Here is a 25,834-nt window from a genome sequence, read left to right as displayed (position 1 = left end):
TCGGCTCATGCGCGCGATCCAGCTTCCTGCCACCGATCTCAAGATTTCGCGGTTTGTTTTCGGCACGTCGGGCCTGTTCAATGTCCGCGGGAGCGATCGGCGCGAGGCCTTGCTGGAAGAGGCAGTGGCGCAGGGGTTTACCCATTTCGATACGGCCCCCTATTACGGCTTCGGCCATGCAGAACGTGATCTGGCGCCCGTATTGCGACGCCATCCCGATGTGACCGTGACGACCAAGGTCGGGCTCTATTCACCGGGCGGGGAGGCACAGCCGGCCTGGCAGGTCTTTGCCCGCAAGGCGGCAGGGCGTGTGCTTCACCCGATCAGCAAGCCCGCGCTCGACTTCGGATTGCAGCGGGCCAAGATGTCACTGCTCGATAGCCTGGAGCGGTTGGGGCGCGAACATATCGATTTGCTCTTGCTGCACGAGCCGCAGGCGGATCTGGTTCAGACGGACGAGTGGCTGCGCTGGCTCGAGGACTGTCGGACCGAAGGGAAAGTGCGTTACTTCGGGATGGCCGGTATGCCGCTCGACGTCGCGCCTCTTGTGGAGCAAGCTCCGGCTCTGGGCGAAGTCTTGCAACTGGCCGACAGCCTCGACCAGCATGAGGCCGACGCGGTGTTCACGACGCAGCCAATGCAGATTACCTACGGGTATGTGTCCGCTGCCGCCACACGGGCGCGCTCGCTCAATGTAACAGGGGTCCTGACCAAAGCCTTGCAACGCAATCGTTCCGGAGCTGTGATCGTGAGCACGACCAGGCCGGAGCGGCTGGCCCAATATGCGCCAATCGCCGACCGGGACGAGGCATGATCCTCGATCCCGGGAAAGGGGATACTTTGCCGGCGCAGGTCGATTTCTGCGTAATCGGTGGCGGCACGATCGGGCTTCCTATCGCGCTGGAACTGAGCCGGGCCACCAAAGCACCTGTACTGTGCCTCGAATCCGGGGAGGCGGCGCAGGAGGCTGATACCCACCCTCTCCATACTGTCGAGCATGAAGCCAGCGAGTATGCCGGTGCCCAGGCGGGCCGGTTCAGAGGCCTGGGCGGAACGTCCGCACGCTGGGGTGGAGCGCTGATCCCGTTTCAGCCTGCCGATATGGCAAGATGGCCGGTCGCGTCAGAGGATCTGGCGCCGTTTCTATCCCAAGTGGAAACGATGTTCGGGCTGGATGCGGGGGAGTACGCGCCGCCGGGCAGTGAGGCCGATCTGGGGCCGGACTTGTCCGCGCGTCTGGCCAAATGGCCGCCCTTCGCCAAGCGCAATGTCGCCTCGCTCTTGCGTGATGATCTGGACCGCAGCGAGAATTGCAGGGTTGCGCTCAACACGACCGTGACCGGGATCGAGCCAGGTGATGACGGGGTCATTCTGACTGTGGCGACACCGGACAGGATGCGATCAACGCTTGTGGCCAGGCGCGTGATTATCGCGGCCGGTGCCATCGAAACCACCCGGCTGGCGCTGTTGCTTGACCGCACTATGGACGGGGCTGTGCGGCGTGTTTCGCCGTCTTTGGGACAGTACTTTTCCGACCATCTTTCGATCGCAATCGGGCAGATTGATCCGGCCGATCGTGCAGCGCTTAACCACCAGTTCGGCTTCCGCTTTGCGCCATCGGGTATGATGCGCAACCTGCGGTTCGAACTTGCGGACGGGTCCGGAGCGCGCGGTGTGGTGCCACCGGGATTTGTCCATATTGGCTACGAAACGGATGGAACCGGCGGCTTTGATCATTTGCGCGACGCCATGCAATCGATCCAGCGCCGCAAAGTGCCGGGTTTGCGCACCATAGCGGGCCTTGCGCGCCATGCGCCGTGGCTCGTCCGGGCCATTGCGTGGCGCTATCGCCACAAGCGGCAGCTGTTTCCCGACCGCGCTGATCTGGTGGCCCATGGCGTGATCGAGCAAATCCCCGACGCCGCAAACCGGATCACTTTGAGCGAGCAAGCGACAGATGCATTCGGCACGCCTTTGCCAGCGATCCGGTGGCAAGTCGGGCAGCGCGACATCGCCAACATGAATATTCTCGCCGAACTGTTCGAACGGGAATGGAAAGCAAGTCCACTGCACCAGGCGGGAACATTCGCGCGTTTCGAACCCGCGCAAATCGAGGATGCTGTGCGCCATTCTGGCGGGATCTATCACCCGACCGGCTCGACGCGGATGGGTACGAGTGCCGCCGATGGGGTGGTGGATGCCGATCTGCGCCTGTTTGCCGAGCCGCGTATCCAGTTGTGCAGCACGTCGGTCTTGCCGTCAGGAGGCGGTGCCAATCCAACGATGACAGCACTCTTGCTTGCCATGCGTCTTGTTGCGCAGCATGCTCGGCCTGAGTGAAGGGTAGGGCAATGGATTATTCGAGCGGGTGGATCATGGCCTTACGCCGCATCGGGCAGCGGATGGGTATCCTGCGCCCGATGCAGAGGCTCTATCGACGGGTCTTCCGGATCGATTACGAGCAGGCGTTCGATAGCGCCCTGAAGAACCGCGTTCAGGCGGGCGATACCGTTTGGGATGTCGGGGCAAATATCGGCCATTACGCGCCGCAATTCGCCGATTGGACAGGCCCGGACGGTAACGTCATCGCGATCGAGCCGTCGCCTTCCAGCCTGCCGGAATTGCGCGCTGCCGTGGCCGGATTGGCCAATGTGACGATCAAGGAAGTGGCGCTCTCCGACGAGAATGGGACAACAGAGTTTTTCCTCAGCACCGAAGGGGCAAGCGCCAATGAAGGGCTGAGCAAGGTCGGATCCGATACCGGCATGGTGGGCCACACGGTCACCGTTATGCGCGGGGAGCAGCTGGCCGTCACGCATTCGCCACATGTTATCAAGATCGATGTCGAGGGTTTCGAATTCGAAGTTATCGAGGGGCTGGGTACCTCATTGGATGATCCGCGCCTGCACACAATTGCGGTCGAAGTACATTTCCAGACACTGGCAAGGCGAGGGCAAGCGGGTGCGCCCGCCCGCTTGGTCGAGATGCTGGACGCAGCTGGGTTTGACGTGCGCTGGACAGATCCGTCGCATCTGGTGGCGACCCGCTGAATTCGGGGGCCACGCGGCCTTGCAAATATTGCCAGCCTGCAAATCCGGCCTAAAGGTGCCAGTGTCATGGCTAAAACGGGACCCGAAACCTACTGGATGGCTGACCTCTACGGGGAGCTTCAGCTTGCCGAGCCGGCACCACGGCGCAGCCTGGTTTCCTATTTGCCGGGCCTTGGTCTGGTCCTGGTGGCTTCGCTGGCTGCGCTTTGGCTAAGCGAGCATTATGGTCCGCCTGCCGTCTTGATGGGCCTGTTGATCGGCCTCGCTCTCAACTTCACCAATTCCGATACCCGCCTATCACCCGGTCTCGATTTTGCCTCGCAGACCTTGCTGCGGATCGGCATCGTGCTGATCGGGCTCAGGATTACCTGGGCGGAGATTGCGGGGCTGGGGGTGCAACCCTTCCTCTATCTCGTGATGATCATGGCGGGCGTGATTGCGGCAGGTTTGCTGGCCGCTCGATTGCTGCGGCAGGATCTGGCTTTCGGTCTGCTGGCCGGCGGTGCCACTGCCATTTGCGGCGCCTCGGCAGCGCTCGCCTTGTGGAGCCTGCTGGGGGAGAAGCGGGTCTCCTCCGAGCGTTTCACCATCGTGCTGCTGGGGACCACGATCGCCAGCGCAGCAGCGATGACCTTCTATCCGGCCATAGCGGGATTCCTGGGACTGAGTGACCAGCAAGCAGGATTCCTGATCGGGGCATCGATCCACGATGTTGCACAAGCCATCGGCGGCGGCTTTGCCTATTCCGATCCTGCGGGAGAAGTCGCGGCGGTGGTCAAGCTCTCACGCGTGGCGATGCTGGTGCCAATCCTGTTGCTGGTGTCCTTCGTGATCGCGCGTTCTGACAAGGACGCTGACGGCGATGTGGCCGAAAAGCTCACACTTGCGCGCGCGCTGCCGTGGTTCATCGTCGGATTTATCTTGCTGGTGGCGATCAACAGTCTGGTTGCTTTGCCTGATGTGGTAACGAAGACCGGGGCAGAGGCGGCCAGCCTATTCCTGCTCTTCGCCGTGACTGCGGCGGCCATCAAGTCCAACCTGGGCGGATTGCTGGCACATAGTTTGCGCAGTTTCGGGCCGGTGATTATAACAACCCTGACAGCGTTTCTTCTGGCGTTGTTGGCCACGCAAATGCTGTGAACAAGCACAAGGATCGAGCCGTATGAATATCTTCACCGATCATCCGCGTAGCGTGGGCGAAACCTATACGGAGCATTTCCGTGTCGCCTCCAGCTTCGGGATACCGATGATCGGAGGCGGGATTGCCTGCCTGCTGCACGGCGCGTTTCCATTCCTGTTCAGGAACACCGGCAGCACCATCGTGCGCAAATTGCATGCGCGCATGGTCGCCAACCGGGTCCGCCCGGAACGCTCCAGCCAGAAGGGCCAGCAGCTCGACTGGTGTATCTGACAGCCCGGATCAGGCGCCCCGGAACGCGCCCATGTCGATTACGAAACGATATTTGACGTCGCTGGCTTCCATCCGGTCGTAGGCGGTATTGACCTCCTCCATCCGGATCATCTCGATCTCGGGCACAATCGCTTTTTCGGCACACAGATCGAGCATATCCTGCGTCTCTGCGATCCCGCCAATGCCACTTCCGGAGAGGATCTTGCGGCCGAGCAGGATGCCCGAATGCAATTCGGGTAGCTTGTCGATCACACCGACCAGCACTTGCGCGCCGTCGATCCGCAGCAGATGGAGATAGGGCGTGACATCATGGCGGACAGGAACAGTGTTGAGGACCAGATCGAAATAACCGGTCTTCGCCTTCATCGCTTCCCGGTCGGTGGTGATCAGGAAATCATGCGCCCCGAGGTCCATCGCATCCTGACGCTTGCTTTCACTGCGGCTGAGCACGGTTACTTCTGCCCCCATCGCGACGGCAAATTTGACGCCCATATGTCCCAGTCCGCCGAGCCCTGCGACGGCCACCTTGCTGCCCGGACCAACGTTCCATTGGCGCAGCGGGGAGTAGGTAGTGATGCCCGCGCATAGCAGCGGCGCGGCATGTTCGCTGCTCAACGCGTCGGGGACTTTCAGGACGAATTCGTCGCGGCACACAATCCGTTCCGAATAGCCGCCATGGGTTGTCGACCCGTCGTGCCGGTCTCGACCGCCATAAGTGCCGACCATGCCCTGCTTGCAATATTGCTCCAGGTCCATTTCGCAGTGGGCGCACTGTTTGCAGCTATCGACCATGCAGCCGATCGCGACCCGGTCCCCCACCTTGTGACGTGATACCGCGTCGCCGACCGCAGCGACCGTTCCGACAATCTCGTGCCCAGGGACAACAGGGTAGGTTGTGCGGCCCCAATCATTGCGCGCAGTGTGCAGATCGGAATGGCAGATCCCGCAATGGCTGATGTCGATCAACACATCGTCATCACGCAAGCCCCGCCGCGTGATGTCCATTGGCGCAAGGCCGCTATCCGGCGCCGTCGCGCCGTATGCTTTGGTCGGATATTCGTTGGTCTGGGTCGCCATGGCTTGGCCTTTCAATGGGATGGGTCCGGAATGCCTGTTCGGATGCGTGGCCCTATTTCGGGGGCATCCGGATCGCACCGTCGAGCCGGAACTGGTGGCCGTTGATGTATCCGTTGCGGGCGATTTCCAGCACCAGCGAAGCGAATTCCTCCGGATGGCCGAGCCGCTTGGGGAAGGGCACGCTGGCGTTGAGCTGATCCCACATTTGCGGATTGCGATCCTTCATCCCCAGCATCAACGGAGTCGCGAAGATGCCCGGCATGATCGAATTGACCCGGATGCCGAGCTCCATCAAATCGCGCGCCATCGGCAGCACCAGGCCGTTCACCCCGCTCTTGCAGCTGCCATAGATGGTCTGCCCGATCTGCCCGTCTTGCGCGGCAACGCTGGCGGTCAGGATGATGGCCCCGCGCTCGCCATCTTCGGTCACCGGATCGCTGTTTGCCATGCCAAGCGCGGAGTGGCTGGCGATGCGATAGCTGGAGACCAGGATGCCCTCCGCACCGAAAGCGTAATCCTCGGTCGAGAGGCGCTTGTAGCAACCATTCGCCTTGTCCCAGCCGATGGTCTTGCCGCGCTTGCTGGTCATGGCGCAATGCACCGTCAGGCGTTCTTGCCCGTGGGCGGCCCGGGCGGCTTCGAAACCGTCGACCACCGATTGTTCGTCAGTGATGTCGACATGGCAGAACAGGCCGCCGATCTCCTCGGCCTTGGCGGGGCCCTCGTCGGTGTTCACATCGAAGATCGCAACTTTGAAGCCTTGTTCTGCCAGGGCAACCGCGCTGGCATGGCCCAACCCTGATGCGCCCCCGGTGACGATTGCCGCTGTGCCCTGTTCCAGTTTCATTGCTCTCTCCTCAAATCCGCCCTGCCATGTGGCGGCAGGCCTGCTATGACCATTAGCAATAACAGGAGGGTAGTACCTTGTCCGCACCGTTTGAGAGTGATCGCCGCATGTTTCTCGCCGCCACGGGGAGCGCCTTTGCCGCGCTCGCTGCCAGCGGTTGCACCCCGCGCGCTATCGGTGCGGCAGGCACATTGCCCAGCGCAACTTATGGGCCGCTGGTCGAGGATCCGGCCGGATTGCTCGATCTGCCTGCGGGGTTTTCCTATCGCGTCCTGTCAAAACTGGGTGACCCGATGGATGATGGCGGTACCGTGCCCGATGCGGCGGACGGGATGGGCTGTTTCGATATCGGCAATGGCAAGATTGCCCTGGTCCGCAATCACGAACTGAACCCGATGCAGGAGGCTGGTGCTGACCTTACCGAGGGGTATGGCCGCTGGCCCGACGGGCGGGTGTTTCCGGGGGGCACCACCAATATTTTGCTGGATGCTGCAACTCTTACCGTCGAGCGGCAGGCGCGTACGTTGGCAGGCACCATCCGCAATTGCTCGGGCGGGATTACACCGTGGGGCACCTGGATTACGTGCGAGGAGCCGGGCGGACGAGGCCTGTCGATGGCCAAGCAGCATGGCTATGCTTTCGAAGTGCCAGCTACGGCGACCGGGCTGGTCGATCCCGTCCCGCTCAAGGCAATGGGCCGCTTCAATCACGAAGCGGCCTGTGTCGATCCGGCAACCGGTATTGTCTACATGACCGAAGATGCGAGCGACGGGCTGCTCTATCGCTTCCTTCCTGCCGTGCCGGGAGATTTGGCCAAGGGTGGGAAGCTGCAGGCTCTGGCTCTCGAGAACGGCATAAGCGATGCCCGCAATCGTGACGCCGTCACTGTCCGGATTGGCGCCAAGCACGCCATAGTCTGGCGCGATCTCGACAATGTGGAAGCACCTGACAATGATCTGCGCATACGCGGGGCGGCCGCTGGCGGGGTCACCTTTTATCGCGGCGAGGGCATGCATATGGGTGATGGCGAGCTCTATTTCTGTTGCTCGGGCGGGGGCGCTGCCAAGCTTGGTCAGATATTCCGGATCACGCCATCACGCGGGTCCGAACCGGATACACTCGACCTCTTCTTCGAAAGTACCGATCCTGATCAGTTCAATTACGGCGACAATCTGTGCGTTGCACCCAATGGACACTTGGTGATCTGCGAGGACCAGTACACCGAGGTGGTCGACAATTATCTGCGCGGGATCGATCTCGCCGGGCGCGCCTACCCTCTCGGGCGGCTGCGGCGTCAGACCGAATTGGCCGGCGCATGCTTCTCGCCCGATGGCCAGACCATGTTCGTCAATGCCTACAGCCCGACCATAACGCTCGCGATCAAGGGCCCCTGGATCACCTGATCCATGGCATAGCGCGCGATGTCATCTTTCCTGTTCGGGTTTGCCCTTGTGCTGCTGGTCTCGCTCGGAGCGCGTGACCAGGTTCTGGTGGCGCGTTTGGCAGGGCGGACGGGGCCGGGTATCCTGGTTGCGGGGGCGATTGCAGCGGTGGTATCGGCTGTCATCATGGCGTGGGCAGGTGACCGGATTGCGGCGATCCTGCCGCCTGCCGCTGCCTTGATGCTGGTGGCATTCGCGCTGGTTGCCGCCGCCATAGAGCTGGCGTGGCCCGCGAAGCAGGCGGACCCGAAAGAGCCGACCCATTCTATCTTCGCTGCCTTCATCGTTTTGTTGGCGCGCCAGATCGGCGATGCCGGTCGATTCCTGATTTTCGCCTTGGCGGCGTGGACGGGATTGCCGGTTCTGACTGCCATGGGTGGAGCCCTCGGCGGTGTCGCAGCCCTGACGCTCGGCTGGCTCCTGGGCGACCGGCTCCAGGCCAGCCTTCCACTTCGGCCTATCCGGATCGTCTTGGCCGTGATTGTGTTCGGAGCCGCTATAGTGATCGGATTATCAATTCGTGGAATCATTTAGAGATCGATTTTTCCGATCACTACGATAGGGAAGTCTCCGGAACATCGCGCCTGCTCAGCCGTATATGACCTGTAACCATAAACCATTATATTTACGGGAAATATCGACATGGCAACCACCGGAGACAATTCGAAAAAGGCACTTGTTACCGAGCTTAACGGCCTGTTGGCAGACCACTTCGCGCTCTTCACCAAGGCGAAGAACTTTCACTGGCATGTGAAGGGTGCTCGCTTCCGCGACTTGCACCTCCTGTTTGACGAGCACGCCATCGAAATCCGCGACCAGATCGACCTCATCGGGGAACGTGTGCGCAAGAATGGCGCCGAGACGCTGACGTCCATCGCGTCAATCGCCAAGCACACCAATATCGCGGATCAGGATCGGGCGGACTTGTCTGCCGAGCAGATGGTGCAGGAGCTTCACGACGACAATGTGATCCTGCTTGAACGGATCCGGAAGCTGAAGGGCCTGGCCGAAGCGGCTGGCGACAATGCCACTGACGGATATCTTGACGACCTGACCGACCAGACAGAACAGCGTGTCTGGTTTCTCAAGAGCACGCTCGGCTAACATCAGATCCGCGCGCGGATACGAATTCGGGCCGCTGCGGGGATGCCTCGCGGCGGCCTTTCCGTTAGAGGGAAGTGATGGACGATCTGACCCTGTACGAAAATGCTGATGCACGCCGCATTGCCGATTGGCTGCACACGCAGCTGGCAGACTCTCTGACCCATACTGAGGGTTCGATTGCGATCACCATTCCGGGAGGATCGACACCATTCCCGATCCTGGAAGACTTGGTGGCGCGCGATCTCGATTGGTCACGCATTGCAGTCTGGCCCAATGATGACCGGATCGTGCCAGAGGATCATCCGGCCTCAAACACCGGCAAGATGCGCAAACTGTTCGAGCCGGCGGGCGCCGAGGTCGTTACCCTTACCGTGATGGAGCGAGTACCGCCTTTCGCGCTGACATGGCTGGGCATGGGCGCTGACGGACATATCGCCTCGTTGTTCCCCAATACCGATCCGAAAGTAAGTGACCCGGAACCAATCCGGCGCATAACGCCTGATCCCCTTCCGCCCGAAGCTCCGTTTGACCGGATCACCCTGACGCTGCCGAGTCTGCTGGCAAGCGGCACAATTCTGTTCACGCTCGGCGGTTCGGCTGAAAAGCGCGCGGTGTTTATGGCGGCATCACATGGGGACCATGACCTGCCGGTTGCGCGTCTTTTGGCGGCAACCAGCCAGCCGGTCACATGCTTCACCTGATCCCGCGCCCCTTGGCACGCACGCTGCTGCGTCTGGCATATGCGGTCCGCCATCGCTGGCGTATGCTGCGCAAGACGCATTTGGCTGGCGTTTCTATCATCATTCGCGATGCGAACGGTCAAGTTCTCCTGGTCCGTCATGCTTATGGCCCAGCGGTATGGATGCTGCCCGGTGGCGGGTTGTCGCGTGGCGAGGATCCAGCTGGTGCCGCCCGCCGCGAAGCGCGTGAGGAATTGGCGATCGAGTTGCTCGACTTGCAGGAATGCGGAACGATGGAGGAAACGATCTCGGGCTGTCCGCATACCTCATATATATTCTCCGCCCGGGCCGGATCGGAGCCCCGGCAGGACGGGCGCGAAGTGGTGGATTGGGCGTTTTTTGCCCCGGCACATATACCCACCGATCTCGGCAGACTAACGCGCAAGCATCTCGCCCTCGTGCCCGGTTTCTAAAACAGCGCGAGCTGACCGCTCTTGCGGGCCTTGCGCTCCGCATCTTTCTCCTCCTCGCCCTCCAGATTCGAAAGCGTCAGGCCCATCAAACGGATCGGCAGCGGCAGGGGTAATTGTGCCTCCAGCAGATCGCGCGAAATGGTGGCAAACTCTTCCTTGCCTTTAACATTGCGGGTCAGCGAGTGGGCGCGGGTCATGGTGCGGAAATCGTTGTACTTCATCTTGAGAGTCACTGTGCGCCCCCTGGCTTCGGCCCGCTCGATCCGCTCCCACACGATCTCGATGATCCGTTCGAGCGTTTCGCGCAATTCGTCCGGCTCATGCTGGTCTTGCCCGAAGGTTCTTTCCCCGCCGACCGATTTGCGGATCCGGTTGGCGCGTACCGGCCGCAAGTCGATCCCACGCGCAGCCCTGAACAGGTAGTCACCAAACGATCCAAAATTGGCGCGGAGCCAGGCGAGATCCTTGGTCGCGAGATCGGCACCGGTTTCGATGCCTAGCCGCGCCATTTTTTCTGCGCCTTTCGGCCCCACGCCGTGAAAGCGACGGATCGGCAGCGCCTGCACAAAGGCGGCCCCTTCGCCGGGTTTGATGACGCACATGCCATCGGGCTTGTTCTGGTCGCTGGCGAGCTTGGCGATGAATTTGTTGTAGCTGATGCCGGCACTGGCAGTGAGCTGCGTCTCCTCGCGAATGCGCTCCCGGATCAGCTCTGCTGTGCGGGTGGCAGAGCCGACCCCCTGCAGATCATCGGTCACATCCAGATAGGCTTCATCCAGGCTGAGCGGCTCTACATGGGGTGTGAAATGCCGGAAGATTTCGCGGATCGTTGCGGAGGCCTCTTTGTAAGCATCGAACCGGTGCTTCACAAAAATCAGGTCCGGGCATTGCCGCTTGGCTGTGACGCTGGGCATAGCGCTCTTCACGCCAAACTTGCGCGCTTCATAGCTGGCGGCGGCAACCACGCCGCGTCCGCCTGCACCACCCACTGCCACAGGCTTGCCCCTTAGGCTCGGATCGTCGCGCTGTTCTACACTGGCGAAAAAGGCGTCCATATCGACATGGATGATTTTGCGCAGGCCGATTTCCTCGTCGGGCGCATTATCTTCACCTGCCTGATCAAATTCGTCCTCGGCCATGGCTGCACGATAGGGCCAATTGCCATGCCCCGAAACCGGCCAACCCCTGTTTGCCACGGGGGACAGCGATGAAATTTCTCTGGCCAAGCCGGGGTGGCACGCCCAAGGGATCGCGATGGCTTCGTCTCGAACTGCAACTGAACGGGTTTTGGGAGAGCGCGAGCTGATCGTCCTGATGGCGCTGTTGATGAGCCTGCAAGCCTTTGGCATCGACGCCATGCTGCCGGCACTGGGGGTCATCTCCACCGAATTGTCGGCCGGCGGGAATGATCGGCAATTGGTGATCGGGGCCTATTTCCTGGGTGCCGGTGTCGGCGCTTTCTTCCCTGGTGCCTTTGCCGACCGGTTCGGGCGTCGCCCCGTGCTCGCATTGGGGCTGGTTTCTTACATTGTTCTGTCGCTTGCCTGTGCATTGGCAACCGATTTCTGGGTCCTGGTCGCCTTGCGGGTGATCCAGGGCATCACTTGTGCCGGATTGAGCGTGGTGCCCGCCGCAATCGTGCGCGACCGGGTCGGCGGAGATCGCATGGCCAAGATGATGAGCCTGATCATGATGATCTTCCTGCTCGTCCCGATCCTTGCGCCTGCAGTGGGACAGGGCATCATGATGGTCGCCGGCTGGCGGGCGATTTTCGGTGCCATGGCGGTGATGGCGCTGGGTGTCGGCTTCTGGGTATGGCTGCGCCTGCCCGAAACTCTGGCGGCTGAAAATGTCCAGGAAATCGATCCTGCCACGATTCTGCGCAATATGGGCAGAGCGCTCAGCGAGCGGACTGCGATCGGCTATGTCATCGGCAGTGCGCTGGTGTTCGGATCGCTGTTCGGTTTCCTCAATTCCAGCCAGCAGCTTATTGGTGAGACATTCGGCGCCGGCAATTATTTCGCGCTCATCTTTGGCGGCGCGGTTGTCGGCATGGTGGCGGCCAACTTCACCAATTCGCGCATTGTGGAGCGGTTTGGCGCGAGGCGCGTCAGCCACACGGCATTGCTCGCATTTATCGTGATCAGCACTGCGCAATTGTGGAGTGCAAGCCAGGCCCCGCAGAGCCTGCCCGAATTCATCATCCTGATGAGCCTGTCGATGGCGATGCTCGGTTTTATCGGGGCCAATTTCAGCTCGATCGCGATGCAGCCTTTCTTCCACATCGCAGGAGCCGCCAGCAGCGGGCAAACCGCCTTGCGCATGAGCACTGGCGCGATTCTAGGAAGCACGATTGGCTATCTCTTCGATGGTACCGCCGTTCCTCTGGCCAGCGCCATGCTGAGCTGCGGCCTGCTGGCCTTGGCAGCGATCTTGTTTAGCGAACGGGGCAAACTGTTCAGCCGCCCCAATGCGCCGGGCCCCAACGACTAACGTTCGCTCGCCAGCTTGCGCCACGCCAACTGCGCAAACTCGCACAGCAAGGGCCGCGTGTCGCGCGGATCGATGATATCCTCTACATTGAAGCGTTCGGCGCTGCGGAAGGGGGACGTAACCTTGTCCAGCCTTGCCTTGATAGCTTCCAGTTCGGCGGCAGGATCGTCGGCAGCTTCCAGTTCCGATTTATAAGCGACTTCCAGACCGCCTGCGATAGGCAGGCTGCCCCAATCGCCCGATGGCCAGCAATAGCGATACTGGAACCTCTCGGCATTGCTCATGGCGCTGCCGGCGATGCCATATGCCCGGCGCATGACGATGCTGGCGAGGGGGACGGTTGCGCGATAGATCGCATTCATTGCCTGCACGCCGTAACGGATCGTGCCCGCCATTTCGGCTTCGCGCCCGATCATGAAGCCCGGATTGTCGACCAGGTGGACGATAGGCAGGCGGAACTGGTCTGCCAACTTGACGAACCGCTCCACCTTCTCGCTGGTCTTGGCATCCCATGATCCGCCCAGATAGCTTGGGTCGCTTGCCACCACGCAGACAGGCCAGCCATCGAGCCGCGCCAACGCTGTGATCGCGGTGCGGCCCCAGTTCTTGCCGATTTCGAACACGGTGCCCTGATCGAATACCATATTCATGCAGCGGCGCATGGAATAGACGGCCTTATCTTCCCGGGGCACGAGGCTGAGCAGCGCTTCCTCGCGCCGGCCTGCCGGATCGGTGCAATGCGAACGCCTCGCCAACTGGCCGACATGTTCGGGCATGAAGCTGAGGAAATGGCGCGCACGGGCAAAGGCCTCGGCCTCGCTCGCCACCTCGTCATCGACCACGCCGTTGCGGGTGTGGATGTCGCTGCCGCCCAGCTCTTCCTTGGCCTGCTGGTGGTCGTCTGAACCCTTGTAATTTTCGCCCAAGCCATCGACCACCGCGGGACCGGCGGCGAAAATCTGGCTTAGGCCCCGCACCATGATCGAATAGTGGCTTGCGACAATCCGTGCCGCGCCCAAGCCTGCTGTCGGCCCCAGCGCCAGTGCCACCACCGGCACAGTGTCGAGGTTGGTGACCACGTCGCCCCAGCCGGGCACGGCGGGAATGTAGGTCGCACCGATCTGTTCGAGCGTTTTGACGCTGCCGCCGCCGCCGGTGCCATCAATCATGCGGATCATCGGCAGTTTCAGCTCATGCGCCATCCGCTCGGCCTGAACCATCTTGCGCTTGATTCCGGCATCTGCCGCGCCGCCGCGAATAGTGAAATCATCGGCTGTCGCAACCACCGGTCGCCCTTCGATCAGCGCTTTGCCAAACAGGAACGGGGCAGGCAGGACACCGGTCAGATTTCCGTTAGAGTCGTAGCTTGCCGTGCCCGCGATCTTGCCGATTTCGCGGAATGAGCCTTCATCGACCAATGCGGCCAATCGTGCACGGGCATCCATCTTGCCGCGACCGTGTTGGCGGGCGACCTTCGCCTCTCCGCCCATCTGCTCGGCCAGCGCCTCGCGGTGGCGCAGTTCTTCGAGTTCCTTTGCCCAAGTCATGCGTGTTGTTTTCCGCACGCCATCCGGCACGCGATTTCCTCGCTCATGCGATCAAAGATCGCGCCGCTGCGGGCGGGCGGTCGCCCTTTCGGTTGCTGCGCAACCGTTTGATGCGAGCTATCATGCCTCACTCCGCTGGCTCCACCACGCACAGTACGGCTTCGACCTGCACCTGGCCGCCTACCGAGGCAGCAAGATCGGCCACGGTCCCGTCAAACGGAGCTGTCAGGGCGTGTTCCATCTTCATCGCTTCAAGCACCATCAGCCGCTGGCCAGCAGTCACGGTTTCACCATCGCTCACATCGACCGCAATGACCTTGCCCGGCATGGGGGCGAGGATCGCGCCGTCGCCTGCCGCCGCCGCGCCCGATCCCCGGCTTGCCGTGGCAAAATGGAATGCCTGGCCCTCTGCAAAGACCAGCACATTGTCGCCATCCACAACGCCGCTCGCATCGATTTCGTCGGAGCCGCCGGCGGCTATGGTGCGGCTCTCGCCTTTGAAGGAGAGCGTCGTCTGCAACCTGGCAGGGGCGTTCAGTCGCAGGCCGGTCGGGATATCGGGATGCTCTTCCATCGCCGCCATCAAGGTGAAATCTGCAGCAGCCTGCCAGATATTCTCATCCGGCTCCGGCGCAGGGACAAGATCGTCCATTTTGCGCGCGATAAATCCGGTGTCGAGATGGGCTGCGCCGAAATCTTCGTCGAGCAACGCGCGGGCGATAAAGGCCGCATTGGTGCGGACCGGCCAAACCTCTACATTCTCGGCAATATCGGCGAGCAGGTCGATCGCTTCGTCGCGATCTTCGCCCCAAGCGACAAGCTTGGCTACCATCGGGTCGTAGAAGGGCGAGATCGGGTCGCCTTCTTCGACGCCTGTCTCGATCCGGCCTTCTTCCCCGAGATCGAAATGATCGAGCCTGCCGGTCGATGGCAGGAAGTCCGTCGCCGGATCCTCGGCATAGAGCCGCGCCTCAATCGCGTGGCCATCAATGCCCAGCTGGTCCTGCTTCAGCGGGATCGCTTCTCCGCTCGCGACTCGCAGCTGCCACTCGACCAGGTCCACACCGGTGATCTCTTCGGTCACCGGATGCTCGACCTGAAGGCGCGTGTTCATTTCCATGAAGAAGATGCGGTCGGCGCGCAGGCCTTCGCTGGCATCGGCAATGAATTCGATCGTGCCCGCGCCCTCGTAATCGACCGCTTTGGCGGCACGCACGGCGGCGGCGCAGATTTCTTCGCGGGTGGCCTCGTCCATGCCGGGGGCGGGGGCTTCCTCGATCACTTTCTGGTGGCGGCGTTGCAGCGAGCAGTCGCGTTCGAACAGGTGGACGACATTGCCGTGGCTGTCGCCGAACACCTGTACCTCGATATGGCGGGGGGAGGTGATCCACTTTTCCAGCAGCACTTCGTCGTTGGAGAAGCTGGCCTTGGCTTCGCGCTGGCAGCTTTCCAGATCGGCTCCGAAGTTCTCCGGCGCATCGACCTTGCGCATACCTTTGCCGCCGCCACCAGCGACGGCTTTGATCAGCACCGGATAGCCGATCGCATCGGCTTCCTTGGAGAGGCGCTCGACCGACTGGTCTTCGCCGAGATAGCCGGGGGTGACGGGCACACCGGCTGCAATCATCCGCTCCTTGGCGGCATCCTTCAGGCCCATTGCCTCAATGCTTTGCGGCTTGGGTCCGACCCATATCAGCCCGGCATCGATCACGGCCTGCGCAAAGCCTGCATTCTCTGACAGGAAGCCGTAGCCCGGGTGGATCGCCTCCGCGCCGGTCTGCTTGGCGGCGGCAATGATCTTTGCGCCAACCAGATAGCTTTCGGCGGCAGGCGAGGGGCCGATATGCACGGCCTCGTCGGCGGAGCGCACATGCAACGCTTTGGCATCGGCATCGGAATACACTGCGACTGTTGCCACGCCCATGTCGCGCGCAGTGCGGATTATGCGGCAGGCAATCTCGCCGCGATTGGCGATGAGGAGTTTGGAGATCATGGTGTTTCGTCCCGAACAGATTCAGCGGGAAAGCCCGGAACTCCAAGCTCTTCACATTTGCTCGGCAGCTCCATCGTAAAGCTCGTATTGGCGATTTTCCAGCCGCTGTCCCTACGAACAAGGCTGAGAGAGTTTATGCCGCAATGCGAGAGTTTGTAGTCGGCCCAAAAGGCATAGGGGCCCCAAGCAACCGCCATGTCGCCATCCACCAGTATTGTGGAGATAGTCATTTCCTCCAGGTAGCGCGCTGTCCGCGTTGCCCAGCGATCAAGATGGTCGGCGACAGGGATGACATCGATACGCGGATTGGCCGGGTCCATCCGGCTATGCACGAAGATCACCGCTTCGGGGACCATGTGATCGGCAAGATCGGTCTTGGTGTCACTGCCGATGGCGCCCATGAATGCGGTCACCGCCTCGGCTACGGCCAATTTCTCATCGGACATTGGTTCACCAGCCGAAGCGGGCGCAGCGAGCGCGAGTGACAGCCCGGCCAACAAGTCAAATCCTCTCATGTCCGCTGGCTAGTCGCTGGCGGCACGCTCCGCAAGTTGCGAGCGTGTCCAGTGCGGCATTTCGGCAGGCTGCGGTGGGCGGTTCCATACCGCTTCGAAGAACGCCGCCGCTGCATGGCGGATCTTGTCGAGCTTGGTCGTTATCACACGGGTATCCCAGGCCTCGGTTCCGCGCCGGCGCACTTCGCGCCCGATCTCGCCGTAAATGCGCGCGGCAGAGAGCACCGCCCAGCGGCTTCGGAAGGGCAGCCGCGCAGCCCCGATGCGCGATGCCGCCTCGTGGCTTTCCATCAGGGCCACCAGCCGCTCCGCCATATCCGCCAGCTCCTGCCGGTGATGCGGCTTGGTGTGCTGGCCCGGCTCGATATCCTCTTCCACCAGCCATTCGACCGGCAGGTAGCAGCGCCCGGCAGCATCATCCTCGGTCAGGTCGCGGGCGATATTGGCAAGCTGGAAGGCTAGGCCGAGATCGCAGGCACGGTCCAATGTATCCTCGTCATCCGGCGCAATGCCCATTACCACGGCCATCATCACGCCAACTGCGCCGGCCACGTGAAAACAATAGCGCAGCAAGTCGCCCTCACTGCGCGGCCGCCAGTCGTCGGCATCCAGTTCGAACCCGGCGATGACATCATCCGCCATTTTCTGCGTGATCCCGCATTCCTTGGCGACGAGGCCAAAGGCGTCGAATGCCACGTCCGCGGTCGGTTGCCCCTCCAGCGCGCGGCGGGTGAGAACACGGATCGCTTCAATGCGATCCTGTGCGTTCGATTGGTCGCCCAATTGCCCGCCATGCTCTTGTGCATCTGCGATATCGTCGCAACGGCGGCACCAGGCATAAAGCAGCCACACCCGCTCGCGCGTGGTCTTGTCAAACAAGCGGCTGGCGGCGGAGAAACTTTTCGAGCCGCGTTTGATCGAAAGGCGGGCCTTCTCGACCAGGGCTGCCCGGTGGCGCCCACCCCCTGCCTGCACTGGCGTGCTGCGCACATAGTCGGGGGCGAGGGGGCGCTCGCTGCTCACAAATCGTCGGCTTTCATCCGGAAGATCGGCGTGTGCGGTTCATAGGCAGCCATCTTGCCGAGCAGGTCGGGCAGTGTGTCGGCAGCGATAAGGATGTTCTGGTGCGCCTCGCGCACAAAGCCGACATCCGCCATCTTGCGATTGAACGCGATCAAATCGTCATAGAAGCCGAATGCGTTGAGCAAGCCGACCGGATCGGAATGGTATCCCAGCTGGGCCCAGCTCATCGCTTCCCACAATTCATCCATGGTGCCCACACCGCCAGGCAGCGAGACAAACCCGTCAGACAGATCAGTGAAGCGCTGCTTGCGCTCATGCATGCCGGAAACCGTGATCAGCTCGTCACAATCGTGATTGGCAACTTCGGAATTGACCAGCGCCTCGGGGATGACCCCGATGACTTCACCGCCTGCGTCGCGCGCGCCATTGGCGACCGCCCCCATCAGACCAAGCCGCCCGCCACCATAAACGACGCCGATACCACGTTCGGCAAGGTCAGCACCGACAGTGCGGGCAAGTTCGATATAGCGCGGATCTTCCGGAGTGGCTGAGCCGCAATAAACAGCGAGGCGTTTCATGGCCGCTGCGCAGAGCATGCCGCGTCGAGGATCGCAAGGTCGTTCTTGTGCGGCGGCTCTTGCGCGAAATCGAGCGCGACCTCCTCAATTCTCTTGAGTCGATCGAGATCGGGGCTCTCGCCGGGTTGCCAGATACCGGCCATCCCAAGCTTCTGGCGCACGCAATCCGCCGCCATCGCAATATCCACGACGGACTCATATTCCGGGAGTTTGATCTGCATCCGCAGCAGCACGACTGGCATTTTTTGGTCGTCGACCGTTGCCGTGTCGCGCCAATTGTCATCAACCCACAGGCTGCCTTCTGTATCTTCGACAAGCTGTCGCCACGCATGGCTGTGATCGGGTTCGACCAGCCTGGAGGTGCCGATTTCGGGTACCGACAGTGCCAGTGCGAGCAGGAGCAGGAATTTCATCAGGCGGCCGTTCCGACCAGATCCTCTATCATCAGGCCCGCTGTCGCCTTGGCGCTGCCGACCACACCCGGGATCCCGGCGCCCGGATGCGTTCCGGCACCGACGAGATAGAAATTGTCGATCACATCGTCACGGTTATGGCCGCGGAAAAACGCGCTCTGGGTCAGCAGCGGCTCGAGGCTGAAAGCGCTGCCGAGATGGGCGTTGAGATCCTGCGCAAAGTCTTTGGGTGCGTAGCTGAACTTGGTCACGATCCGGTCATGGATGTCGGGGATCAGGCGGCGCCCGATCTCGTCGAGAATGCGCTTCTCCAGAATCGGGCCGATTTCGTCCCAGTCGACCTTCAGCTTGCCCATATGGGCGACAGGTACCAGGGCATAGAAAGTGCTCTTGCCCGGGGGCGCCATGCTCGGATCGGTCACGGTCGGGTGGTGCAGATAGATGCTGAAATCCTGCGGCAGCACGCCATTGTCGTAAATGTCGTCGAGCAGACCCTTATAGCGCGGGCCGAACAGGATCATGTGATGGGCAATGCCCGGCCATGTGCCCTCGAGCCCGAAATGGACCACGAACAGGCCGGGGCTGTAGCTCTTCTTCGCCAGTTTCTTGCCCATCTTCCAGCCGCGCTGGCTGCGGCCCAGCAAATCGCGATAGGAATGCATGATGTCGGCATTGCTGGCGACGGCATCGAAACGCTGGCGAAAACCGTTTTGCGTTTCGACTTCGGTCGCTTTCTTGTCCTCGGTATGCACCTGCACCACCGGGTCGCCGACCATCATTTTGCCGCCAAGCCGTTCGAAATGGCGGATCATGCCGGCAATCAGGCGGTTGGTGCCGCCACGGGTCCACCACACGCCGCCATCCATCTCCAGTTTGTGGATCAGCGCATAGATGGAGCTGGTTTTCATCGGATTGCCGCCCACCAGCAGGGTATGGAAGCTGAGCGCCTCGCGCAGTTTCTCGCTTTCGACGAAGCTGGAAACCATGGAATAGACGCTGCGGTAAGCCTGTTTCTTGGCCAGGGCCGGGGCGGCCTTCAGCATCGATTTGAAATCGAGGAAGGGCACCGTGCCCAGCTTTACATAGCCTTCCTCATACACGCCTGCGCTGTATTCCAGGAACCGCTGATAGCCGGCCACATCCTTGGGATTGAGTTTCTCGATCTCGGCAAAAAGCGCGTCGTGATCGTTCGAATAGTTGAAATTGTGCCCGTCGGGCCAATTGAGGCGGTAGAACGGGCTGACCGGCATCAGCTCCACATCCTGTGCCATATCATGGCCGGACAATTCCCACAGCTGGGTCAGGCAATCGGGATCGGTGACGACTGTCGGGCCACCATCGAAGGTAAAGCCGTCTTTCTCCCAAAAATAGGCCCGGCCGCCGGGCTTGTCACGCCCTTCGATAACGGTCGTGGCGATCCCAGCGCTTTGCAGGCGGATGGCCAGAGCCATGCCGCCAAAGCCGGAACCGATAACGCAGGCTGTCTTGCCTTCTGCACTCATGTTGCGTTGCGACCTTTCTCAGTCATTGTTGCGCACCAGCGGATTGCGCTGGCTGGCGATGGCGCCGATAGCGCGATGGATAGCCACCGGTGGTTTGCCCGACAGGATGCGGGCTTTGTCTGCAAAACTGGATCGAGCGGCATAGAAGCGTTCGACCAAGCCTTCGTTCAAGCCGTAGAAGCGCTCGAACACACGATATCGTTCCGTAGGTTCTGCCGCCCCGAAAAGCATCGTGCCCAAAAGGCGGTAATAGCCGGTGCGTTTCCAGTGGTGCGCGGCATGATTGGCCACGATGGCGGCCATCTGGTCACCTGGCAAATCGGCGTTCTCGGCGACCAGCAACGCGGTTTCCACTGCTTGCGGCATGGTATAGCTGGTCAGGGGATGGGCGAGCAGCGCGCGCGCGCCGGCCTGCGCCACCTGGTCGAGCTGGCGTTCCTGGCGGTATTTGCCGAATTGCCCACTGGTGATGACCGGCAAGACCCCGGTTTCGCTTCCCAAGATGTCACCATCCCAACCCTGCTCGTTGCAATAACGGTCCAGCCGCGAAGACAGCGCGCCGCGATCAAGTGTCGGGCTGTCATTGTAATAGGTATCTTCGATGAAAATGTCGTTGGCGCCCAGTGGCAGGACATAGACAAAGCGAAAGCCGTCATGCTGTTCGACCGAGGCATCCATGATGACCGGCCGTTCCACCAGATGCGGAGTTTTGGTGCGCATGTGACGGCCCATGAAGATTTGCCAACCGCCCTGCATGTGAGGGGAGGGCTCGAAGCCGCGGCAATCGATCACGGTCCGCGCCTGCACAGTATCGCCGCTCGCCAGGGTGACGCTGTTGTTGCTGCATTGGGCCACAGCCATCTTGGTGTGGATCGTGTCTTGGGCGAGCTCGCGCCGCAGCCCGGCATCATAGTCGGGCGAGGCAAGCGAGAAATAGCGCGACGACAGTGTCCGTCGCAGGCGCGGGAAAGCAACATCATAGCCGAGCCATTCGGCTTTGCGGAACGGTGCCAGCAGGTTCGCCCCGGCTTCGGAAACGTCGCTGCCGAACCAGCTCCAGCGGTGGTTGCCGCCCAGTCGCTCTCCCGCTTCTAGCAAGATCACGTCGAGTTCGGGCCGCAGCTTGCGCAAGGCGAGCGCGATTAGCCCGCCCGACAGGCCGCCGCCCACAATCGCCACATCTGCCCTGCGCCCATTCATTATGCCGCAGCCCTAGGGGGGCAGAGAGGCGGGGGCAATCTTCAAAAGGGGCTTGGCGCGCGGAACCGCGCCGATCATCGCCCGTTGATAGGCGAATAGATGGGAAATCAAATCAATGCGTAAACAATGGATGCTCGCCGCGGTGGCCTGCGCAATTTTCGCGCAACCTGCTCTGGCGCAGGAAAGCGACGATCAGCAAGGGCCTCCTGCGGGTCCTCCGATCGACATGGAAGACAGTGTCTTCAATGGTGACTGGGTCACAATCGGGATCGGCGCAGGCCTGTCGCCGAGCTATTCCGGTTCGGACGACTATGTCGTCTTTCCGCTCCCTGTCGTCACCGGGAGTTTCGGCGGAGTGGATTTCAGTCCGCGTCCGGCCGGATTGGCAGTGGATTTCATCCCGGATGAACGCGGCAAGACCGGGATCACGCTGGGCATTGCCGCGCGACTGCGCAGCGACCGGGTCGACCAGATCGAGGATCCGGTGGTCAAGGCGCTGGGCGAGCTGGATCGCGCCGTTGAAGTCGGGCCGACCGTCGGCGTCAGCTTTCCCGGCGTGCTCAATCCTTTCGACAGCGTCAGTTTCACGGTCGACACCCTATGGGATGTTGCCGGGGCGCATGGTGGCATGACGGTGAACCCGTCGGTGACCTATTTCACCCCACTGAGCCGGGGCGCAGCAGCCTCTTTCTCGCTGAGCACCACCTATGTCGATGATGATTTTGCCGACTATTACTATACTGTCAGCCCCGCCCAGAGCCTGTCGAGCGGCCTGCCGGCCTTCACCGCCGACGGAGGTATCCAGAGCGCGGGTGCCAACCTGTTCCTCGCCTTCGACCTCGATGGCAATGCGATGAATGGCGGCGTCTCGCTGGTGGCGATCGGCGGCTATTCACGGTTGTTCGGCGATGCCAAGAACACGCCGTTCACCAGCATCCGTGGCAGTGCCAACCAGTTCCTGATCGGCGGCGGGATCGCTTATACGTTCTGACGCTGGATAGGTTCTCGCGTTTGCGGACGCCGCAACGAAGAAGGGCCCCGGTTTTCCGGGGCCCTTTCCGTATCAATCCTCGCTGCTGTCGTCCTCCAGCCCCAGATCGGGCCGGCTCGGAGGCAGCGGCGCGCTGCGATCACCTGTTTTCAGATAGGTATCGAACCAGCGCATCATCCGCAGGTTATAATCATAGCGACTGGCGGCGCGGCGGTTGCCATGCGGCTCACCCGGATACAGCACCATGCGGGTGCGGGTATCAGGCTTGCGTACCTTGATCGCGCGATAGAGTTCGTAGCTCTGGCTCGGGTCGACCCGTGTGTCTTCCTCACCATGCATGATCAGAATCGGCGTGGTCGCCTTGTCGACATGGAAGATCGGCGACACTTCGAGCATGCCCTGCCAGTCTTCCCACGGCCATTTGCGGCTGTGCACATTGTACATCTCGTAAGGAATGTCGGTGGTGCCGAACTTGCTGATCTGGTTGGAGATACCCACGAACATCACGGCTGCGGCATATTCCGCGCTCAGCGCAGTCGCGCCCCAGGCACTGGCATAGCCGCCATAGGAACCGCCGGTGATGCCGGTGCGGTCCGGATCGGCAATGCCTTCAGAAACCAGGAAACGCTTGGCATCCACGATGTCGTTGAATTCCTTGCCGGCATAGTCAGCCTGATGCTGCTTGGCGAAAGCCACGCCATAGCCGGTGGAGCCGCGATAGTTGGGAAGGAACACGGCATAGCCCTGCCCTGCCGCGACCTGGCCCGGCTTGCTGTAGGCCGTCACCCAGCCATTGCTTTCATGCGCTTCGGGCCCGCCATGGACATTCATGATCAGCGGAGCGCCGCCCGCCGGAGCACCGCCGACCGGCTCGATCAAGACGCCTTCCACTTCCTGCCCGTCACGCGCGGTGTAGGTGATCACGCTCTGCTTGCCGAAATCGATATCGGCGAGCCAGGTGTTGTGGTTGGTCCAGCGGGTAAAGCTGTCGTTTTCCCAAACGTACAACTCGCTCGGGTTGGTAGCAGTACTGGCGCGGACCACGATCCGGTCACCCCCGGCGTCGATGCCGGAAATCGCCAGATCGCCGGCGGCCTGCTCGCCCGCAGCGCTGCCATCGGCGTTGTAGAAGCGCACGAAGCTGCTGGCGCCCTTGTGGATCACAGCCGCAAGGCGACCATCGCTCAGGAACTCGGTATCCACTGCGGCTTCTGCGGCACCGGCATTCACCGGCGTGATCGCGCCTGTTGCCATATCAACAAAGTGCAGCGTGGTTGCAGCGGGATCGTTCATGTCGACGCCCGCAATCAGCGACAGCTTGCTGCCATCGGGCGCGATCTCGACATCACCGATCTTGCCGGGCGTTTCGACCACAGCCTTCACATTGCCACTGGCGACATCGATGATGTTGACCCGCTTGGACGTGTAGCTGTCATCGACATTGGGCGTCGGTGCCGTTTCGATGATCCCGGTTGCACCGTCGGGTGCGATGTCGAAGCTGCTGACATAACCGGGCACACTGATTTCGCGTGGATCGGTATCGACGCTGCTGCCGACCGATGCGGCAAAGAGGCGGTTCAGCTGAGCTTCTTCTTCATAGACAATCGCGTTGAAGCCCGCCTTGTTTTCACCCTTGCGCTGCTTGTCTTCAGCCGCGCTGACCAGCATGTAAATCGTGCCACCATCGGGCGACCAATCATGTGAGCGGACGTTGGATTCTTCCACTTCGGCCAGCTTCTTTGGGGCCCCGCCATCAATCGGGATGCCCCAGACCGCGCGCTTTTCGTCTTCGTCGGCCCAGACATAGCTGATCATACCGCCATCGGGCGAAAAGGTGATCCCGCTCGCACTCACATCTTTGGGCAGGTAAGTGCGCCAGCTGTCGGGGCCCCAGGCAACTTTCAGTTCCTGCTTGGTGGTGCCGTCTTTCTCGCCTTCAGTGACATCAGGCAGGCCAGCCGTCGTATAGGCGACCCGGCTACCATCCGGCGAAACGGCGATCGCGCCAACGCTTTCCAGCTTCGCCACGTCTTCCGCCGTCATCGGGCGGGCAAGGGCGGCGGCGGGGAACATCAGGGTGGCGGTGAGCAGTGCAGTCCGCAAGGTCTTCATGGCAGGATTATACCTCTCGTTTGTGGTTTTGTTGCGTGGGGCTATAGCGAGACTCGAACAGAGCGCAAATGCATGCGCCATTCGAGGGAGAATTCATGAAACGCGCTATCGCCTTCACCCGTTCCGTCATTGTCGCATTGGCAGCGATGATCGCATTGCCAACTGTCGCCCAGACGGTGATCATCCATGCTGGCTCGGTCGTCACCGACGCCGACGCGACACCGACCGGCCCGGCCACGATTACCGTGACCGATGGCAAGATCGTGAGCATTGATGAAGGCTTCCTGCCGACGCCGGATGGCGCGACCATGGTGCACCTGCCCGACCATACGCTCGTCCCGGGCCTGATTGATCTGCACACCCATCTTTCGGGCGATCCGAGCGGAGAATTCTGGCGCGCGGCAACGACCCCGCCCGAATATAGCGTACTGGTCGCAGCCAAGAATGCGCGCATTACCGCGCTCGCCGGTTTTACCACTGTGCGCGACCTGGGTTCGCGGACCGACCAGGTCACCCAGATGCTGCGCCGCGCAACCGCAGAGGGCATGGTTCCCGGGCCGCGTGTGGTCACATCCGCCCGCACGATCGCGATTGTCGGCGGGCATGGCGATACCAACGGTTTTCGCCGGGGCGTGGGAGAAATTCTGGGCAGTGACTTCACTTGCACCGGGCCGGTCGCCTGCGCAGAAATGGTACGCACGGCCTCCAAGTTCGGGGCGGACCTGATCAAGATTACCGCCACCGGCGGCGTGTTGAGCCAGCAGGGCAGAGGGCTGGAGGCCCACTTCTCCGATGCGGAAATGAAAGCGATTGTCGATACGGCGCGTTCGCTCGGCCTGAAAGTCGCCGCCCATGCGCATGGCGCACGCGGGATTGAAGCCGCCGCGCGCGCTGGCGTGCAAACCATCGAACACGGCACCTATATTGATGAGCAAGCCGCCAAGGTGATGCGGGAAAACGGCACGATCCTGGTGCCGACCCTGATGGCGTTCCAGGGTATCAAGGAGAACCTGGGCAAAGGCTTCTACACGCCGGTTGTGGAGGAGAAGGTTCGCGCCGTCGGCCCCTTTGCCGAGAGCATTGTCGAGCGGGCCCGCCAATTGGGCGTGAAGCTTGCCTTCGGTACCGATGCTGGCGTGTTCCCGCACAGCCAGAATGCGCGCGAACTGGCGCTGATGCGCAAAGGCGGGATGAGCAACCGTGAAGCGTTGGCCAGCGCGACCACCGTGGCGGCAGAAGTGCTGGGCCTGGAAGACGAGATCGGCCGTCTCGCACCCGGCTTTTCGGCCGATATTGTCGCAGTGACGGGCAACCCGCTGGACGATGTTGCGGTGATGGAGAGTGTCGACTGGGTCATGGTGCGCGGCCGCGTGGTCGAATAGG

General features: G+C 61.6%; 25 protein-coding genes. 13 read left to right on the top strand and 12 right to left on the bottom strand.

Annotated elements, in window-relative coordinates:
* The first annotated feature begins 7 nt into the window (after positions 1-7).
* From ABD653_RS06505 to ABD653_RS06485, 5 genes are all read left to right on the top strand, one after another.
* Positions 8-814, top strand: a complete 807-nt coding sequence (locus tag ABD653_RS06505) for an aldo/keto reductase family protein (RefSeq protein WP_160777936.1) — start codon at positions 8-10, stop codon at positions 812-814.
* Positions 811-2,340, top strand: coding sequence for a GMC oxidoreductase (locus tag ABD653_RS06500; protein ID WP_160777935.1), 1,530 nt, complete (start codon positions 811-813; stop codon positions 2,338-2,340). Before ABD653_RS06505 ends, ABD653_RS06500 begins: the two co-directional genes overlap by 4 nt.
* A complete protein-coding gene (locus ABD653_RS06495) occupies positions 2,337-3,050 on the top strand; it encodes an FkbM family methyltransferase (RefSeq protein ID WP_344705314.1) in 714 nt (237 codons plus the stop codon). The genes ABD653_RS06500 and ABD653_RS06495 overlap by 4 nt, the downstream gene beginning before the upstream one ends.
* Before the next feature lie 66 nt (positions 3,051-3,116).
* Positions 3,117-4,190: a YeiH family protein gene (locus ABD653_RS06490; RefSeq protein WP_160777933.1), complete on the top strand. Its 1,074-nt coding sequence runs from the start codon at positions 3,117-3,119 to the stop codon at positions 4,188-4,190.
* Positions 4,191-4,212: 22 nt separating this feature from the next.
* The gene (locus tag ABD653_RS06485) at positions 4,213-4,461 is read left to right on the top strand and encodes a DUF6356 family protein (RefSeq protein WP_160777932.1); all 249 of its coding nucleotides are present in this window, start codon (positions 4,213-4,215) and stop codon (positions 4,459-4,461) included.
* 9 nt (positions 4,462-4,470) lie between these two features.
* Here ABD653_RS06485 and ABD653_RS06480 read toward each other — a convergent pair whose 3' ends face one another.
* Positions 4,471-5,538, bottom strand: coding sequence for an NAD(P)-dependent alcohol dehydrogenase (locus ABD653_RS06480; protein WP_160777931.1), 1,068 nt, complete (start codon positions 5,536-5,538; stop codon positions 4,471-4,473).
* A gap of 52 nt (positions 5,539-5,590) precedes the next feature.
* On the bottom strand, positions 5,591-6,385 hold the full coding sequence (locus tag ABD653_RS06475) for an SDR family oxidoreductase (protein ID WP_160777930.1): 795 nt from the start codon (positions 6,383-6,385) through the stop codon (positions 5,591-5,593).
* A 77-nt stretch (positions 6,386-6,462) separates the two neighbouring features.
* Here ABD653_RS06475 and ABD653_RS06470 point away from each other — a divergent pair, with 77 nt between their 5' ends.
* The 5 genes from ABD653_RS06470 (at position 6,463) to ABD653_RS06450 (ending at position 10,084) form a co-directional block, all read left to right on the top strand.
* The gene (locus ABD653_RS06470) at positions 6,463-7,788 is read left to right on the top strand and encodes an alkaline phosphatase PhoX (protein WP_234032102.1); all 1,326 of its coding nucleotides are present in this window, start codon (positions 6,463-6,465) and stop codon (positions 7,786-7,788) included.
* An 18-nt stretch (positions 7,789-7,806) separates the two neighbouring features.
* The gene (locus ABD653_RS06465) at positions 7,807-8,361 is read left to right on the top strand and encodes a TMEM165/GDT1 family protein (RefSeq protein ID WP_160777929.1); all 555 of its coding nucleotides are present in this window, start codon (positions 7,807-7,809) and stop codon (positions 8,359-8,361) included.
* 108 nt (positions 8,362-8,469) lie between these two features.
* Entirely contained in the window at positions 8,470-8,931 is a 462-nt protein-coding gene (locus ABD653_RS06460) for a Dps family protein (protein WP_160777928.1), read from the top strand.
* 77 nt (positions 8,932-9,008) lie between these two features.
* Positions 9,009-9,632 (top strand): 6-phosphogluconolactonase, encoded by a 624-nt coding sequence (locus ABD653_RS06455; protein WP_160777927.1) that lies wholly within the window; start codon positions 9,009-9,011, stop codon positions 9,630-9,632.
* The gene (locus ABD653_RS06450) at positions 9,620-10,084 is read left to right on the top strand and encodes an NUDIX hydrolase (protein ID WP_160777926.1); all 465 of its coding nucleotides are present in this window, start codon (positions 9,620-9,622) and stop codon (positions 10,082-10,084) included. Before ABD653_RS06455 ends, ABD653_RS06450 begins: the two co-directional genes overlap by 13 nt.
* Here ABD653_RS06450 and dinB read toward each other — a convergent pair.
* Positions 10,081-11,223 (bottom strand): DNA polymerase IV, encoded by a 1,143-nt coding sequence (gene dinB, locus ABD653_RS06445; protein ID WP_160780260.1) that lies wholly within the window; start codon positions 11,221-11,223, stop codon positions 10,081-10,083. The genes ABD653_RS06450 and dinB overlap by 4 nt on opposite strands.
* Before the next feature lie 115 nt (positions 11,224-11,338).
* Here dinB and ABD653_RS06440 point away from each other — a divergent pair, with 115 nt between their 5' ends.
* The gene (locus ABD653_RS06440) at positions 11,339-12,577 is read left to right on the top strand and encodes a multidrug effflux MFS transporter (RefSeq protein ID WP_160777925.1); all 1,239 of its coding nucleotides are present in this window, start codon (positions 11,339-11,341) and stop codon (positions 12,575-12,577) included.
* Here ABD653_RS06440 and ABD653_RS06435 read toward each other — a convergent pair.
* From ABD653_RS06435 to crtY, 8 genes are all read right to left on the bottom strand, one after another.
* Positions 12,574-14,124, bottom strand: coding sequence for an acyl-CoA carboxylase subunit beta (locus tag ABD653_RS06435; protein WP_160777924.1), 1,551 nt, complete (start codon positions 14,122-14,124; stop codon positions 12,574-12,576). The two genes, ABD653_RS06440 and ABD653_RS06435, sit on opposite strands and share 4 nt — an antisense overlap.
* Positions 14,125-14,251: 127 nt before the next feature.
* Complete coding sequence (locus ABD653_RS06430) at positions 14,252-16,117, bottom strand: acetyl/propionyl/methylcrotonyl-CoA carboxylase subunit alpha (RefSeq protein WP_160777923.1); 1,866 nt, start codon at positions 16,115-16,117, stop codon at positions 14,252-14,254.
* Positions 16,114-16,632 (bottom strand): hypothetical protein, encoded by a 519-nt coding sequence (locus tag ABD653_RS06425; protein WP_160777922.1) that lies wholly within the window; start codon positions 16,630-16,632, stop codon positions 16,114-16,116. The genes ABD653_RS06430 and ABD653_RS06425 overlap by 4 nt, the downstream gene beginning before the upstream one ends.
* Before the next feature lie 9 nt (positions 16,633-16,641).
* Entirely contained in the window at positions 16,642-17,655 is a 1,014-nt protein-coding gene (locus ABD653_RS06420) for a phytoene/squalene synthase family protein (protein WP_160777921.1), read from the bottom strand.
* Entirely contained in the window at positions 17,652-18,233 is a 582-nt protein-coding gene (locus tag ABD653_RS06415) for an LOG family protein (protein ID WP_160777920.1), read from the bottom strand. Before ABD653_RS06415 ends, ABD653_RS06420 begins: the two co-directional genes overlap by 4 nt.
* The gene (locus ABD653_RS06410; protein ID WP_160777919.1) at positions 18,230-18,646 is read right to left on the bottom strand and encodes a hypothetical protein; all 417 of its coding nucleotides are present in this window, start codon (positions 18,644-18,646) and stop codon (positions 18,230-18,232) included. The genes ABD653_RS06415 and ABD653_RS06410 overlap by 4 nt, the downstream gene beginning before the upstream one ends.
* Positions 18,646-20,148 (bottom strand): phytoene desaturase, encoded by a 1,503-nt coding sequence (locus ABD653_RS06405; RefSeq protein ID WP_160777918.1) that lies wholly within the window; start codon positions 20,146-20,148, stop codon positions 18,646-18,648. Before ABD653_RS06405 ends, ABD653_RS06410 begins: the two co-directional genes overlap by 1 nt.
* Positions 20,149-20,166: 18 nt before the next feature.
* On the bottom strand, positions 20,167-21,348 hold the full coding sequence (gene crtY / locus ABD653_RS06400; protein WP_160777917.1) for a lycopene beta-cyclase CrtY: 1,182 nt from the start codon (positions 21,346-21,348) through the stop codon (positions 20,167-20,169).
* Positions 21,349-21,463: 115 nt separating this feature from the next.
* Between crtY and ABD653_RS06395 the strand changes: the two genes are divergently transcribed.
* A complete protein-coding gene (locus ABD653_RS06395; protein WP_160777916.1) occupies positions 21,464-22,339 on the top strand; it encodes a MipA/OmpV family protein in 876 nt (291 codons plus the stop codon).
* Between the two features lie 72 nt (positions 22,340-22,411).
* Here ABD653_RS06395 and ABD653_RS06390 read toward each other — a convergent pair whose 3' ends face one another.
* Positions 22,412-24,451: a S9 family peptidase gene (locus tag ABD653_RS06390; protein ID WP_160777915.1), complete on the bottom strand. Its 2,040-nt coding sequence runs from the start codon at positions 24,449-24,451 to the stop codon at positions 22,412-22,414.
* A gap of 95 nt (positions 24,452-24,546) precedes the next feature.
* On the opposite strand from ABD653_RS06390, the gene ABD653_RS06385 reads away from it, so the two are divergent.
* Positions 24,547-25,833, top strand: coding sequence for a metal-dependent hydrolase family protein (locus tag ABD653_RS06385; RefSeq protein WP_160777914.1), 1,287 nt, complete (start codon positions 24,547-24,549; stop codon positions 25,831-25,833).
* Position 25,834 lies beyond the last annotated feature (1 nt).

This window comes from Parerythrobacter jejuensis, from assembly GCF_039536765.1.
In the GTDB taxonomy this organism is placed as follows: domain Bacteria; phylum Pseudomonadota; class Alphaproteobacteria; order Sphingomonadales; family Sphingomonadaceae; genus Parerythrobacter; species Parerythrobacter jejuensis.
This window is presented reverse-complemented; position numbering and strand designations above follow the sequence as displayed.